Genomic DNA, 15,046 nt, shown 5'->3' with positions numbered 1-15,046 from the left:
GATTGCTGTGGCTTTCGTACAACTCGCCGAGGGCGAACTGCACTACCAGATTCAAGGGCCGCACGACGGACCGGTCGATGCACCGGTGTTGGTGCTGTCCAACTCGCTAGGCACCGACCTGCACATGTGGGACGCGCAAATCCCGGCGCTCACCAAGCATTTTCGCGTGTTGCGCTTCGACACGCGCGGTCACGGCCAGTCCTTGGTGACACCGGGGCCGTACAGCATTGAGCAACTGGGGCACGACGTGCTCGCCTTGCTGGATGCCTTGCACATCGAGCGCGCGCATTTCTGCGGTCTGTCCATGGGCGGGTTGATCGGCCAGTGGCTGGGCATCAATGCCGGCGAGCGCCTGAACAAACTGATCGTGTGCAACACCGCAGCGAAAATCGGCGATCCATCGATCTGGGACCCGCGCATCGAGATGGTGCTGCGCGATGGTCAGGCGGCCATGATTGCCCTGCGCGATGCGTCGATTGCCCGCTGGTTCACCCCGGACTTTTCCGAAGCCAATCCGGCGGCGGCCAAGCAGATCACTGACATGCTCGCGGCCACGTCGCCAGAAGGTTACGCGGCCAACTGTGCAGCGGTGCGTGACGCTGATTTCCGTGATCAGTTGTCCTTGATCAAAGCACCACTGCTGGTGATTGCCGGCGCTCAGGATGCGGTGACGCCGCCGTCTGGCGGGCACTTCATTCAGGAGCATGTGCCAGGCGCCGAGTACGCCGAGTTCCATGCCGCGCACTTGTCCAACGTCCAGGCAGGCGACGCTTTCAGCGAGCGCGTGCTGACGTTTCTGTCGGCTCAGTGAGGGATTTTTTCGTGGACGAAAAACAACGTTACGACGAGGGGATGAAAGTCCGTCGCGCGGTGCTGGGCGATGCCCACGTCGACCGCAGCCTGACCACCCTGACCGAGTTCAACTCGGAGTTTCAGGAAATGATCACCCGCCACGCCTGGGGTGATATCTGGACCCGCCCGGGCCTGCCGCGCCATACCCGCAGCCTGATCACCATCGCCATGCTGATCGGCATGAACCGCGAGGGCGAACTCAAACTGCACCTGCGCGCCGCCGCCAACAACGGCGTCAGCCGTGGCGAGATCAAGGAAGTGATCATGCAGAGCGCGATCTACTGCGGCATTCCGGCTGCCAATGCGACGTTCCACCTGGCGGAATCGGTGTGGGATGAGTTGGGAGTTGAATCGCGGGAGTAAGTGATCTGATCCCTGTAGGAGCCGGCTTGCCGGCGAAGAGGCCCTGGAATTGTGCGTCGCTGCTGAGGCCGACTTCGCTGGCAAGCCAGCTCCTACAGAAATGGCAGTGCTGGTAGTTAAAGCAAGCTGATCGGATAGCTGACGATCACGCGGTTTTCATCGAACTCGTTGTTGCTGTAATCCCGGCGCATGGTCGAGTTGCGCCACTTCACGTTCAAGTCCTTCAGCGCACCGCTCTGCACGGTGTAGCCCAGTTCCGATTCACGTCCCCATTCCTTGCCATCAGTAATCGTACCGGTGTGCACGTTGTCGCCGCTGATGTAGCGGTTCATCAGCGTCAGGCCCGGAACGCCGAGGGTGGCGAAGTTGTAGTCGTGACGCACTTGCCAGGATTTCTCCTGGGCATTGTCATAGCTGGAGTTGTAGCTGTCGTTGGCCAACGTCCCGCCGCTGGTGCCGTTGACCCGCATCCAGGCGTTGTCGCCCGTGAGTTTTTGCAGGCCGACATAAAAGGTGTTGCCGCCGTATTTGGCCGAGAGCATTGCGGACCAGGTCTTGTTGTCCAGGTCGCCGGCCCGGGCGCTGCCGTCTTCCTTGCCGTAGAAGTAGCCGAGGTTGGCGCCCAGGGTCCAGTCGCCCAGCGGTTGGCTGTGGATCAGATTGACGTATTGCTGGCTGTAGATGTCTTTGAGTTCGGCGTTCCACAGACCGATCTGGGTGCGTTTGTCGTTGAACACGTACTCGCCGCCCTGGAAGTTGAAACGGTCGGAGGTGAACGCGGCTTTTCCGGTCATCGACATGTCGCCCATGCTGCTGTCGTCGCGCGGGCTGTTCTGCCGGAACTGGCCGCCGTAGAGCGTCAGGCCATTGATTTCCTTCGAGGTGATCTGGCCGCCACGGAAGGTTTGCGGCAGCGAGCGACCGTCGTCCGAACGCAGGATCGGCAGCACCGGCATCCATTCGCCGACCTTCGCTTCAGTCTGCGACAGCTTGGCCTTGAATGCGACGTTGGTGCGCCCGAAGTTATCCGCCGGGCGGCCGTCGCTGTCCAGCGGCAGCAATTGCGTACCGCCTGTGCCTTTACCGCCATCGAGCTTTACCGAATACAACCCCAGCACATCCACGCCGAACCCGACGATGCCATGGGTGAAACCGGACTTGGCGTCGAGGATGAAACTTTGCGTCCACTCTTCAGCCTTGCCCTGAGCCTTGGTCGGGTTGGTGAAGTTGCGGTTGAGGTAGAAGTTACGCAGGTTCAGGTTGACCTTGGCTCCTTCGACAAAGCCCGACTCCTCGGCGTGAGCGGGCAGGGCAGCGCTGGCCACGGCAATGGCGATCAGGCCGGGAACGAAATACTGCGCAGGAAAAGGCGTCATGGGCGTGGGTCTCTCTAATTCTTGGGGATGAAACGGGGTGATGCCGCAACTTGGGGTTGCAGACGAACATTCGGTCAGGACAAGCGAAGCGGATCAGCCGGAGAGGGCGGGGCGCGGGGGCATGGTGTCGAACCTGTTGTTTTTGGTTTTGTGGTTCGGATGGTGTGGGAAATGTACTGGATGGTTCAATAATCTAAAATTGGTTTTGGGCGATTATCGAACGAAACATTGAGCAGAGTTTTGTGGTGTATTGGCCGGCCCTATCGCGAGCAGCTCGCTCCCACATTCGACCGCATTTCTTCGGGAGGAACTCGGTCACCTGTGGGAGCTAGCCTGCTGGCGATGGGGTCATAACGAACAACACAGATTTTCAGACGGCCAACAAAAAGCCCACCAATCGGTGGGCTTCGTGTTTTCACAGCGCTATCAGAACAACTTCAACTCCGGTGCTTCTTTTTTCAACGGCTCGTTCTTCGCCGTTTGCTCGTTCCAGCCACCACCCAGTGCCTTGTACAGGTTGACCTGGCTGACCAGCTGCGCCAGACGGTCGGTGATCAGCACTTGTTGCGCACTGAACAGCTGACGCTGGGCATCGAGGAAGGTCAGGTTGCTGTCGACACCGATGCGGTAACGACGCTCGGCCAGACGGTAGTAGTCCTGGTTGGCGCTGACGAAATCTTTCTGCGCCTGCAACTGCTGGACGTAGGTCTGGCGGGCGGCCAGGCCGTCGGCGACTTCCTGGAAGGCCGTTTGAATGGACTTCTCGTAGGTCGCCACGCCGATGTCTTTCTGGATTTTCGAGTAATCCAGGCTGGCACGCAGGCTGCCGGCGTTGAAGATCGGCAGGTTGATCTGCGGCTGGAACAGCCAGGTACCCGAACCACCGTTGAACAGACCGGACAGGTCCGGGCTCAAGGTGCCCGCATTGGCCGTCAGGCTGATGCTCGGGAAGAACGCAGCCCGTGCCGCGCCGATGTTGGCGTTGGCGGCCTTCAGGTTGTGCTCGGCCTGGAGGATGTCCGGGCGACGTTGCAGCAGATCCGATGGCAAGCCCGGCGGTACTTCGCTCAGCAGGTCGTCGTTCAGCGGTTTGGCTGCTTGCAGGTTCGCCGGGACGCCGGTACCGAGCAGCAGCACCAGGCTGTTCTCGTCCTGCGCGACCTGACGGGTGTACTTGGCCAGTTGTGCACGGGCGTTTTCCACCGAGGTGCGCGACTGCGCCAGGTCCAGGGCCGAGGCGACACCGACTTCGTTGCTGCGGGCGGTGAGCTTGTAGCTTTCCTCAAACGCGGCAAGAGTGTCCTGGGTCAGCTTCAGCAGTTCCTTGTCGGCCTGCCAGGTCAGGTAGGCATTGGCCACGCTGGCCACCAGGCTGATTTGCGTGCTGCGGCGGCCTTCTTCAGTGGCGAAGTACTTTTGCAGTGCTTCTTCGTTCAGGCTGCGAACGCGACCAAACAGGTCGAGTTCGTAGGCACTGACACCCACGGTTGCCGAGTAGGAACTGGTGATGCTGGACTCACCGGTCTGCGACGCGTCGGCCGGTAACCGCTGACGATTGCCGGTGCCGTTGGCCGAAATCGCCGGGAACAGGTCGGCGCGCGAGATGCGGTATTGAGCCGCAAAGGCGTCGATGTTCAGGGCCGCGACACGCAGGTCACGGTTGTTTTCCAGGGCAACCTGAATCAACTGTTGCAACGCCGGGTCATGGAAAAACTGCTTCCAGCCCTGTTCGGCAGCGGCCTGAGCCGGTGCCTGGGCCGACGAATACGCCGGCCCTTCAGGGTATTGGCCCGCCACCGGAGCGTCCGGCTGCTGATAATCAGGTATCAACGAGCAGCCACTGAGCACGAAGGCGGCAACTGCCAGGGAAAGTAGCGACTTGCTCATTAGCCAGCCTCTTTAGGAGTTTCAGTAGCGTCTTGCTGGTCGACGTTTTTACGCTGACCCATGGCAGACACAGTGACGAAGAACAGTGGGACCCAGTAAATCGCCAGCACGGTTGCCGTGATCATACCGCCAATCACACCGGTACCGATTGCGTGCTGGCTACCCGAACCTGCGCCCGAGGAGATCGCCAGCGGAACCACCCCGAGGACGAACGCCAGCGAGGTCATGATGATCGGCCGCAGACGCATCCGGCAGGCTTCGATCGCCGCATCATGCAAACTGCGGCCCTGTTCGTGCAGCTCCTTGGCAAATTCGACAATCAGAATGGCGTTTTTCGCCGCCAGCCCGATGGTCGTCAACAAGCCCACCTGGAAGTACACGTCGTTGGACAAGCCGCGCAGGCTGGTAGCCATGAGCGCACCGATGATCCCTAGCGGTACCACCAACATCACCGCGATCGGAATCGACCAGCTTTCATACAATGCCGCGAGGCACAGGAACACCATCAGCAGCGACAGGGCATACAACGCTGGCGCTTGCGAACCGGACAGACGTTCTTCGTATGACAGACCGGTCCAGGAAATACCGACACCGGCCGGCAGTTTCTTGGCGATGGCTTCGACTTCGGCCATGGCTTCACCGGTGGAATAACCCGGCGCCGGGGAGCCGAGGATTTCCATCGCTTCCACACCGTTGTAACGGGCCAGTTTCGGCGAACCGTAGATCCACTCACCCTTGGCGAACGCCGTGAACGGCACCATGGTTCCGGCGCTGTTGCGCACGTACCACTTCTGCAGATCTTCAGGGCTCATGCGAGCGCCGGGCTGACCTTGCACGTAAACCTTCTTCACACGACCGCGGTCGATGAAATCGTTGACGTAGCTACTACCCAGGGCAATCGACAAGGTGTTGTTGATGTCGGCGATGGTCACGCCCAGGGCGCTGGCCTTCTCGTCATCGATTTCCAGCTGGAATTGCGGTTCGTCGTTCAGGCCGTTCGGACGGACCTGGGACAGGATCTTGCTTTGTGCCGCCATGCCGAGGAACTGGTTGCGCGCTTCCATCAACTTGTCGTGACCGATACCGGCGCGGTCCTGAAGGAACACGTCGAAACCGGTGGCGTTACCCAACTCGAGTACCGCGGGTGGCGCGAAGGCGAACACCATGGCGTCACGGAACGTGAAGAAGTGCTGCTGGGCACGGGCCGCAACCTTGAACACGTTGTTGTCAGCGTTACGTTCGTCCCACGGGCGAAGCATGATGAATGCCATGCCCGAGCTCTGGCCACGGCCGGCGAAGTTGAAGCCGGTCACGGTGAACACCGAGTTCACTGCATCGCCTTCACCGCCGTCCTTGCCCGGACGCAGCAGGAATTCGCGCATTTCGTCCACGACCACTTGGGTACGCTGCGCCGTCGAACCGGCAGGTGTTTGCACCTGGGCAAACAGTACGCCCTGGTCTTCTTCCGGCAGGAACGCGGTTGGAATGCGGGTGAACAGCCAGATCATGCCGACGACAATCAACAGGTACGCCAGCAGGTACGGTGCTTTGTGCTTGAGCATGCTGCCCACGCCGCGCTCGTAGCTTCTGACACCGCGATCGAAGTTGCGGTTGAACCAGCCGAAGAAGCCGCGTTTCGGGGTGCCGTGATCGCCTTTCGCAATCGGCTTGAGCATGGTGGCGCAGAGCGCCGGGGTGAAGATCAGTGCAACCAGTACCGACAGGGCCATGGCCGAGACGATGGTGATCGAGAACTGCTTGTAGATCACACCGGTAGAGCCGCTGAAGAACGCCATTGGCAGCAGAACCGCCGACAGCACCAGGGCGATACCGACCAGGGCACCCTGGATCTGCCCCATGGATTTCTTGGTGGCCTCCTTGGGTGACAGGCCTTCTTCGCTCATTACCCGTTCGACGTTTTCCACCACGACGATGGCGTCGTCCACCAGCAAGCCAATGGCCAGGACCATACCGAACATGGTCAGGGTGTTGATGCTGAAACCGGCGGCCGCGAGGATGCCGAACGTACCGAGCAATACCACCGGCACGGTCATCGTGGTGATGATGGTGGCGCGGAAGTTCTGCAGGAACAGGAACATCACCAGGAACACCAGCGCAACCGCTTCGACCAAGGTATTAACCACGCCTTTGATCGACTCGGTCACCACCGGAGTGGTGTCGTACGGGAACACCACTTCCATCCCTTCCGGGAAGAACGGCTTGAGGCTGTCGATGGTCGTGCGCAGGGCTTTTGCGGTGTCGAGGGCGTTGGCGCCGGTGGCCAGTTTCACCGCCAGGCCGGATGCCGGAGCGCCGTTGAACTGGGCGTTGATGCTGTAGTTTTCACCACCCAGGCCGACTTCGGCGACATCTTTCAAACGAACTTGCGAACCGTCCTTGTTGACCTTGAGCAGGATCTTGTCGAATTGCTCGGCGGTCTGCAGACGGGTCTTGCCGATGATTGTCGCGTTCAGCTGTGTGCCGGGCAGAGCAGGCAAACCGCCGAGCTGGCCGGAGGACACCTGCACGTTCTGTGCGGCGATGGCGTTCTTGACGTCGATCGGGGTCAGGTTGAAGTTGTTCAACTTGGCCGGGTCGAGCCAGATACGCATGGCGTACTGGGAGCCGAACACCTGGAAGTCACCAACGCCGGCGGTCCGCGAGATCGGGTCCTGCATGTTGGACACGATGTAGTTGGACAGGTCGTCCTTGGTCATGCTGCCGTCACGCGACACCACGCCGATCACCAGCAGGAAGTTCTTCACTGCCTTGGTCACCCGGATACCCTGTTGCTGCACTTCTTGCGGCAGCAGCGGGGTGGCCAGGTTCAGTTTGTTCTGCACCTGAACCTGTGCGGTGTCGGAGTTGGTGCCTTGCTCGAAGGTCGCGGTAATGGTCATGGTGCCGTCGGAGTTACTTTCCGACGAGACATAACGCAGGTTGTCGATACCGTTGAGCTGTTGCTCGATCACCTGGACCACGGTGTCCTGAACCGTTTGTGCCGAAGCACCCGGGTAGGACACGGAGATCGCAATGGCCGGAGGCGCAATGCTCGGGTATTGGTTGATCGGCAGTCTGAGGATCGATAGTGCCCCGACCAGCATGATCACCAGGGCAATTACCCAGGCGAAAATCGGACGGTCGATAAAAAATTTCGACATGGTTTACTCCCCTTTGCCGCTGGAAGCCTTGTCAGCTGCCTGTGCGGGGACCGGGTTCTTTGCGGCTACGTTGGTCGCTTCCCGAGCGTTGACTTCGATGCCCGGTTTGACGAATTGCAGACCTTCGGTGATCAGGCGATCGCCAGCCTTCAGGCCATCTTCGATCAGCCATTGGTTGCCGACGGTGCGGTTGGCCTTGAGCTGACGCAGTTCAACCTTGTTATCCGGACCCACGACCAAAGCGGTCGGCGTGCCCTTGAGGTCGCGTGTCACGCCTTGCTGCGGGGCCAGGATTGCGGCGCTGTTTACACCGGCCTGCAATTTGGCGTGTACGAACATGCCTGGCAGCAGGGTGTGCTCAGGGTTCGGGAACACGGCGCGCAGGGTGACGGAACCGGTGGTCTGGTCAACCGAGACTTCGGAGAACTCCAGCTTGCCGTCCAGCTTGTACTGGCTGCCGTCTTCAAGGGTCAGCTTGACCGTCGCCGCGTTGGCACCGGCCTTCTGCAGGCGACCGCTTTCCAGTTCGCGACGCAGTTGCAGCATCTCGACCGAGGACTGCGTCACGTCGACGTAGATCGGGTCGAGCTGCTGAATGACTGCCATCGCATCGACCTGGGCATTGCTGACCAGCGCGCCTTCAGTCACCGAAGAACGACCGATGCGGCCGGTCAGCGGTGCGTAGACCTTGGTGTAGCGCACGTTGATCTGGGCGGTTTGCAGGGCGGCTTCCGATTGCAGGCGGTTGGCCACGGCGGTGTCGTATTCCTGACGGCTGACGGCTTGCTCATCGACCAATTGCTTGTAGCGGTCGGAGACCGACTTGGTCGAACGCAGGTTGGCTTCAGCGCTTTTCAGTGTTGCGTCATAGACCGACGGATCGATCTGATACAGCTGCTGGCCGGCCTTGACGTCGCTGCCTTCCTTGAACAGGCGCTTCAGAATGATGCCGTTGACCTGAGGGCGAACCTCGGCCATGCGGAATGCACTGGTGCGTCCCGGAAGATCAGACGTCAGGGTGAAAAGTTGCGGTTGCAGGGTTACGACGCCGACCTGAGGGGGCGGTGCGGCTGGTGCTGCCTCTTCCTTTTTGCATCCGCTGAGTAGCGATGCCAGGGCGACGGCGGCGACCAGAGCGGTAACAGCTGGCTTGAATTGCATGAAAATCCTCGGGTCAGGCGCGCAAGGTGCGCACAAGAAAGGTGGAAGGTTTAAAAATGTGTGCCGAGTGGATAAGTAGCTTGCTAAGGAATATACTTACGTACATGGCTGTTTGTAAATACCTAGACTGTGTACTCATACCGTTACAGAAGCCGTTCGCAGGTTCGAATTGTAGGCCGGGGACGATACCCAAGAACGTTCGCCCCACTTTTATTCAGCTGATATTCAGACATCGCTGAAGCACCCTGATTGAGGTTGTACTGCCATGGTCCGTCGCACCAAAGAAGAAGCTCAGGAAACCCGTGCCCAGATTCTCGTGGCGGCGGAGAAGGCCTTTTTCGAGCGGGGCGTGGCGCGCACCACGCTGGCGGACATCGCGACCCTCGCGGGCGTGACGCGCGGGGCCATTTACTGGCATTTCAGCAACAAGGCGGATCTGGTGCAGGCCATGCTCGACACACTGCATGAGCCGCTGGAAGAAATGGCCAAGGCCAGCGAGAGCGAAGATGAACTCGATCCCCTGGGTTGCATGCGCAAGTTGTTGGTTCATTTGTTTCATCAAGTTGCGCTGGACCCGAAAACCCGGCGCATCAACGAAATTCTGTTTCATAAGTGCGAATTCACCGATGAAATGTGCGACCTGCGTCAACAGCGTGTGGCAGCCAGCCTCGACTGCAACGTGCGTATCGGCGTGGCCCTGAGTAATGCAGTCAACCGCGGGCAACTGCCGGAAAACCTCGACACTGTCCGTGCGGCCATCAGCCTGCATGCCTACATCGACGGCATCCTGTACCAGTGGTTGCTGGCCCCCGACAGCTTTGAACTGCACACCGAAGCCGAGCGTTGGGCCGATACGGGGCTGGACATGCTGCGCTTGAGCCCCAGCCTGCGTAAATGAAGCAAAATGCGAAATCGACGTCATGTGTGTCAACCGTCGAGACCGTAAATGAACGGTTCTTCACGTGCCCTTCGACAATGGGCTGCTTTTATATACTTACACTCGGCCCGTTGACAGGTTGCGAGCTCAGTAATTTGTAGGAGTTTTGTGTCGAGACTGTGAGCAAGTCCTTTTCGCGGTGTCAAAACCACAATATTGTTTTCAGATAACAAAAAGCCCCGGCTCTTTCGAGTCGGGGCTTTTGCATTTCCAGGATGACTGATTACAGCGTCGGGTAGTCGATATAACCAACCGGGCCCTTGGCATAGAACAGTTCAGGACGCACTTCGTTGAGCGGCGCATCAGCCTTCAAGCGCGCCGGCAGATCCGGGTTGGCAATGAACGGCACGCCGAACGCGACGGCATCGGCCTTGCCACTGGCCAGCCATTCGTTGGCGCTGTCCTTGGTGAAGCGTTCGTTGGCAATGTACGGGCCGCCGAAAGCTTCTTTCAATTGTGGGCCGAGGCTGTCGGCGCCTTCTTTTTCGCGTGAGCAAATGAAGGCGATGCCACGCTTGCCGAGTTCACGAGCAACGTAGGTGAACGTTTCAGCCAGGTTGTCGTCGCCCATGTCATGGGAGTCGGCACGTGGAGCCAAATGCACGCCCACGCGGCCGGCTCCCCAGACTTCGATCGCTGCGTCGGTCACTTCCAGCAGCAGGCGTGCACGGTTTTCCAGGGAACCGCCGTAATGGTCGGTGCGCTGGTTGGTGCTGCTTTGCAGGAACTGGTCAAGCAGGTATCCGTTGGCGCCGTGGATCTCCACGCCATCAAATCCCGCTGCCTTGGCATTTTCAGCACCCACACGATAAGCGTCGACGATGTCGGCGATTTCAGCGGTTTCCAGTGCGCGTGGGGTAGGGTAGTCCGCCAGCGGACGCACCAGGCTGACGTGGCCTTTTGGCTGGATGGCGCTTGGTGCAACCGGAGCTTCGCCATTCAGATACGACGGATGCGAAACCCGGCCCACGTGCCACAGTTGCAGGAAAATCTTGCCACCGGCGCCGTGGATGGCTTTGGTCACGTTGGACCAGCCACGCACCTGGTCGTTGGACCAGATACCCGGGGTGTCCGGGTAGCCGACGCCCATCGGCGTGACCGACGTGGCTTCGCTGAGAATCAGGCCAGCGGAAGCGCGTTGCACGTAGTACTCGGCCATCAGCGCGTTGGGCACGCGACCTTCGTCTGCGCGGCAGCGGGTCAGCGGGGCCATGATGATGCGGTTGGCCAACTCGAGGTCGCCCAGTTTGATCGGATCGAAAATAGTCGTCATTTAATGCAACCCTCGTGAGGTAATGGATGATCAGTTGGTAGCAGGTGCCAGATCGGGATTGCCGCTCTTACGAAACGTAATCAGGGTCACCAGCAGGGCGAGAACCGCCAATACAGCTGCAGCAAGCGGTACGCTGGTCAGGCCGAAACCGTGGGCAATCACACTGCCGCCGACCCAGGCACCCAAGGCGTTACCGACGTTGAAAGCGCCAATGTTCAGGGTCGACACCAGGTTCGGAGCGGCTTTGCCAAAGGTCACCACGTTCACCTGCAAGGCCGGCACGGCGGCGAAACACGCGGTGGCCCAGAGGAACAGGGTGATTTCGGTCGGGATCAGCGCGACGCTGGTCCAGGTCAGGACGGTGGAAATCACGGCCATGGCGATGAAGACACCGATCAGCGTTGCCGCCAGGCCTTTGTCGGCCATCTTGCCGCCGATGATGTTGCCGACCGTCAAGCCCAGGCCGATCAACATCAGGCTCCAGGTCGCGCCGCGGGGCGAGACGCCGGTGACTTCACCCAACAGCGGTGCGACGTAAGTGAACAGCGTGAACACCGAGGCGGCGAACAGCGCGGTCATGCTCAACGACAGCCAGATCCCGGCACCTTTCAGCGCGGACAGTTCGGCGCGCATGTCGAGCTTCTCTTCATCGCGCTTGGCCGGCAGGAAGCGGATCAGGCCGATCAGTGCGATCACGCCGATCACGGTCACCGCCCAGAAGGTCGAGCGCCACCCGGCTTCCTGGCCGAGCGCGGTGCCCAGCGGTACGCCGAGGACGTTGGCCAGGGTCAGGCCGGTGAACATCAATGCCACGGCCGAAGCACGTTTGTTCGCAGGCACCAGGCCCGCTGCCACCACTGAACCGATACCAAAGAAGGCGCCATGGCACAGGGCGGTGACCACACGGGCGAACATCAACACGTTGTAGTCGCCAGCCACTGCGCAGAGCAGGTTGCCGATAATGAAGATGCCCATCAACGCCACCAGGGCGGCCTTGCGCGGCAGCTTGGCGGTGGCCAGCGCCATGAATGGCGCGCCGATGGCCACGCCCAGGGCGTAACCGGTCACCAGCCAGCCGGCGCCGGGGATCGACACACCGAGGTCGGCCGCCACGTTGGGCAGCAAGCCCATGATGACGAACTCGGTGGTGCCGATGGCAAAGGCGCTCAAGGCCAATATGAGTAGCGAGAGGGGCATGTCTAATTCCTTATGGCTGGCTGACGTGGGGGGCGTTCTCAATTGGCTTTCCCGGGGCTGTGTGAAAACCAATTGAGAACGCCCCCACAGGGTCAGAGCTCGTTGCTGAAGATGCGGAGGAACTCCTGAATGGTTTCCTCGTTGCGCTTGAAAAAATGCCACTGGCCGACTTTGCGGCTGCTGATCAGGCCGGCGCGTTGCAGGGTCGCCAGGTGTGCGGACACCGTGGATTGCGACAAGCCGCAACGTTGATCGATCTGCCCTGCGCAAACGCCGTGCTCGTTACTGTGGGACTGGTCGGGAAATTCGACGGTCGGGTCTTTGAGCCAGTGCAGGATTTCTCGCCGTACCGGGTGCGCCAGGGCTTTTATTATTTCGTCGAGGTCTAGGTTCATGGCAGTGGGCTCGTGATCAGTAAAACGCTATATCGCGATGAGGCGAACTTTAAATCGGTATTTCGCGATATGCCAATATGATTTTGCTCTTATGACTGAGAAAATCGGTATATCGAGTTATAACGATACGTTGAGTGTAACAAGGCAAGGGCGCGGTGCTAAGCTGCGCCCATGAACTATCTCGCACATCTTCACCTCGGTGGCCAGCGTCCCGGTCAATGGCTCGGCAGCCTGTATGGCGATTTCGTCAAAGGCAGGCTGCAAGGGCAGTACGATCCAGAGATCGAAGCGGCCATCCAGTTGCATCGCAGCATCGACGTGTTCACTGACCGCCATCCACTGGTGGATACGGCGTTGTCACGGTTTTCCCTGACGCGCCGGCGGTATGCCGGGATCGTCCTCGACGTGTTTTTCGATCATTGCCTGGCGCGGGACTGGACGCTGTATGCCGAGCGGCCGCTGGCGTTGTTCACCTCGGACGTTTACCGAGTGTTGTCCACTGAACCGCAACTCCCGGAGCGCCTGGCTCGCATCGCGCCTTATATGGTGGCTGATGACTGGTTGGGTTCTTACCGGGAGTTCGAAGTGCTGGAGCAGGTGTTGCGCGGGATTTCGCGGCGGTTGACCCGGCCGGAAGAGTTGGCGGCGGCGATGCCGGAGTTGCGGCGGTTGTACGAGCCGTTGAGCGAGGACTTCCGGTTGTTCTATCCGCAGCTTCAGAATTTTGCGCAGAGCCACCCAGCACGCTGAACCTCTGTAGGAGCGAGCCTGCTCGCGATTTCGATTTGTCATTCAGCATCATCGTTGAATGTAAATCCGCTATCGCGAGCAGGCTCGTTCCTACAGGGGAATGTGTTTACGCGGCAATCGCGGGGCGCAGGGGAGCTCGTTGCGATTCAACAACAGCACCAAACAACGCCTTCTGCACCGCCTGCTGCGCCTCGAACGCGAGTGCCGCGCGTTCCCGGCCTTCGCAGGCAATCGGCTTGAGCAGATGAATCTCCACGCCGCCACGATCATTGGCAAACAGACGCATCAGGTGCGACAGCAAATCATCGTCACCAATGAACGGCGCCAGCGCATCGAGCTCGCCGTTGCGCACATAACGAATCGCCACCGGTTGCATCGCCACTTCGGAATCGATGGCCGCGGACAACAAGCGACCGTGGAAGGTGCGCAGTGAACGGCCATCGGTGGTGGTGCCTTCCGGAAACATCAGCAGCGGATGCGCCGTTTCCAGATGACGGGTCATCTGTTTGCGGATCAACTGGCTGTCGCCCGAACCGCGACGGATGAACAGGCTGCCAGCCTTGGCCGCCAACCAACCGGCCACCGGCCAGGTGCGCACTTCGGCCTTGGACAGGAACGACATGGGCGTGAGCATGCCCAGCAGCGGGATGTCGGTCCAGGACACGTGATTGCTCACCCACAGCATCGGTGTCTTTGGCAGTTCACCCTGAACCGTCACGTCAAAGGGCAGGGCATTGCTCAGGCGTGCCATGAAAAATCGCGACCAGTGTTGGCGACGTTCCATCGAATGGGCCATGCCCAGGCGCTCGAACAACCCGAACACACTGGCCATGCCCAGGCCTAGCGCCACTACCAGCAATACTCGTGCGATTCGCGCGTAAATGCGCAGCCGGCTCATCACACAGCCGCCTTGAAGTGTTTGGCATAGCGCGGGCAAAGTTCGTCGCGCTTGAGCAGGATGAACACGTCGGCGACCTGGAAATCTTCATCCCAGCACGGCTCGCCGCAAATCTTCGCGCCCAGGCGCATGTAGGCCTTGAGCAGCGGTGGCATTTCGGCAATCACGTTCGAAGGAATGTCGAGGCTCGGCAACGGTTTTTTCGGCTCCGCCCGCAGGTGTTCGGTGCACAGGTAGCGCTCGCGCAGACGCTGCATGATCGCGTGGGCCTGAATGCCGCCGTCCTGCATCGGAATGCTCGCGCAGCCCATCAAATAGCTGTAGCCGCCCTGGTTCAGGACCTCGGCCAGCTCGCCCCAGAGCACGGCGATGGTGCCGCCGTTGCGGTAGGCCGGATCGACGCAGGTGCGGCCGATTTCCAGGATCGGGCCTTGCAGGTGGACCAGGCCGTGCAGGCTGAATTCTTCTTCGCTGTAGAATTTACCCAGGCTGCTGGCGGCGGTATGGTCGAGCAAACGGGTGGTCGCCACCAGACGTCCGGTGTTGAGGTCACGCACACCGATGTGGGCGCAGTGAACGTCGTAGTCATCCATGTCCAGACCCCGCTCCGCGCCTTTGAGCTTGGCGTTGAATTCGCCGCTGAACACGTTGAATCGCAAGGCCTGGGCTTCTTGCAAAGCCTCGGCGCCCACCAGGCGTTCGGCTTGCAGGCGGCGTTCGGTGCCGGTGTCGCTGATGCGGGCGATCTGAGTCATGGCGAATCTCCATTCGGGCTGCTCACCCGTCTTTGGGCTAC

General features: G+C 60.2%; 13 protein-coding genes. 4 read left to right on the top strand and 9 right to left on the bottom strand.

The genetic code is table 11. From position 1 onward, the window contains the following. The first annotated feature begins 7 nt into the window (after nucleotides 1–7). On the top strand, nucleotides 8–811 hold the full coding sequence (gene pcaD / locus QYH43_RS13080) for a 3-oxoadipate enol-lactonase (protein ID WP_301157158.1): 804 nt from the start codon (nucleotides 8–10) through the stop codon (nucleotides 809–811). An 11-nt stretch (nucleotides 812–822) separates the two neighbouring features. Further along, on the top strand, nucleotides 823–1,215 hold the full coding sequence (gene pcaC, locus QYH43_RS13075) for a 4-carboxymuconolactone decarboxylase (RefSeq protein WP_007976697.1): 393 nt from the start codon (nucleotides 823–825) through the stop codon (nucleotides 1,213–1,215). A 116-nt stretch (nucleotides 1,216–1,331) separates the two neighbouring features. On the opposite strand, the gene QYH43_RS13070 is transcribed toward pcaC, so the two are convergent. From QYH43_RS13070 to QYH43_RS13055, 4 genes are all read right to left on the bottom strand, one after another. After that, nucleotides 1,332–2,591, bottom strand: a complete 1,260-nt coding sequence (locus QYH43_RS13070; protein WP_301157157.1) for an OprD family porin — start codon at nucleotides 2,589–2,591, stop codon at nucleotides 1,332–1,334. A gap of 426 nt (nucleotides 2,592–3,017) precedes the next feature. Next, complete coding sequence (gene emhC, locus QYH43_RS13065; protein ID WP_095058714.1) at nucleotides 3,018–4,478, bottom strand: efflux RND transporter outer membrane subunit EmhC; 1,461 nt, start codon at nucleotides 4,476–4,478, stop codon at nucleotides 3,018–3,020. Then, nucleotides 4,478–7,639, bottom strand: a complete 3,162-nt coding sequence (emhB, locus tag QYH43_RS13060) for an efflux RND transporter permease subunit EmhB (RefSeq protein WP_095058713.1) — start codon at nucleotides 7,637–7,639, stop codon at nucleotides 4,478–4,480. Before emhB ends, emhC begins: the two co-directional genes overlap by 1 nt. Nucleotides 7,640–7,642: 3 nt before the next feature. Continuing rightward, entirely contained in the window at nucleotides 7,643–8,800 is a 1,158-nt protein-coding gene (locus tag QYH43_RS13055) for an efflux RND transporter periplasmic adaptor subunit (protein WP_095058712.1), read from the bottom strand. Between the two features lie 265 nt (nucleotides 8,801–9,065). On the opposite strand from QYH43_RS13055, the gene emhR reads away from it, so the two are divergent. After that, nucleotides 9,066–9,698, top strand: coding sequence for an efflux system transcriptional repressor EmhR (gene emhR, locus QYH43_RS13050; protein ID WP_095058711.1), 633 nt, complete (start codon nucleotides 9,066–9,068; stop codon nucleotides 9,696–9,698). A 262-nt stretch (nucleotides 9,699–9,960) separates the two neighbouring features. On the opposite strand, the gene QYH43_RS13045 is transcribed toward emhR, so the two are convergent. From QYH43_RS13045 to QYH43_RS13035, 3 genes are all read right to left on the bottom strand, one after another. After that, entirely contained in the window at nucleotides 9,961–11,010 is a 1,050-nt protein-coding gene (locus QYH43_RS13045) for an alkene reductase (protein ID WP_301157156.1), read from the bottom strand. 30 nt (nucleotides 11,011–11,040) lie between these two features. Further along, nucleotides 11,041–12,207: an MFS transporter gene (locus QYH43_RS13040; protein ID WP_301157155.1), complete on the bottom strand. Its 1,167-nt coding sequence runs from the start codon at nucleotides 12,205–12,207 to the stop codon at nucleotides 11,041–11,043. 92 nt (nucleotides 12,208–12,299) lie between these two features. Then, nucleotides 12,300–12,602, bottom strand: coding sequence for a helix-turn-helix transcriptional regulator (locus tag QYH43_RS13035; RefSeq protein ID WP_095058708.1), 303 nt, complete (start codon nucleotides 12,600–12,602; stop codon nucleotides 12,300–12,302). Nucleotides 12,603–12,773: 171 nt separating this feature from the next. Between QYH43_RS13035 and QYH43_RS13030 the strand changes: the two genes are divergently transcribed. Then, entirely contained in the window at nucleotides 12,774–13,352 is a 579-nt protein-coding gene (locus QYH43_RS13030) for an ACP phosphodiesterase (RefSeq protein WP_095058707.1), read from the top strand. Nucleotides 13,353–13,458: 106 nt separating this feature from the next. Here QYH43_RS13030 and QYH43_RS13025 read toward each other — a convergent pair whose 3' ends face one another. Both QYH43_RS13025 and olsB read right to left on the bottom strand, forming a co-directional pair. Next, nucleotides 13,459–14,250, bottom strand: coding sequence for a 1-acyl-sn-glycerol-3-phosphate acyltransferase (locus QYH43_RS13025; RefSeq protein ID WP_301157154.1), 792 nt, complete (start codon nucleotides 14,248–14,250; stop codon nucleotides 13,459–13,461). Next, nucleotides 14,250–15,005, bottom strand: coding sequence for an L-ornithine N(alpha)-acyltransferase (gene olsB / locus QYH43_RS13020; RefSeq protein WP_095058705.1), 756 nt, complete (start codon nucleotides 15,003–15,005; stop codon nucleotides 14,250–14,252). The genes QYH43_RS13025 and olsB overlap by 1 nt, the downstream gene beginning before the upstream one ends. Nucleotides 15,006–15,046 lie beyond the last annotated feature (41 nt).

This window comes from Pseudomonas sp. C32, assembly GCF_030417915.1.
Classification (GTDB): Bacteria; Pseudomonadota; Gammaproteobacteria; order Pseudomonadales; family Pseudomonadaceae; genus Aquipseudomonas.
This window is presented reverse-complemented; position numbering and strand designations above follow the sequence as displayed.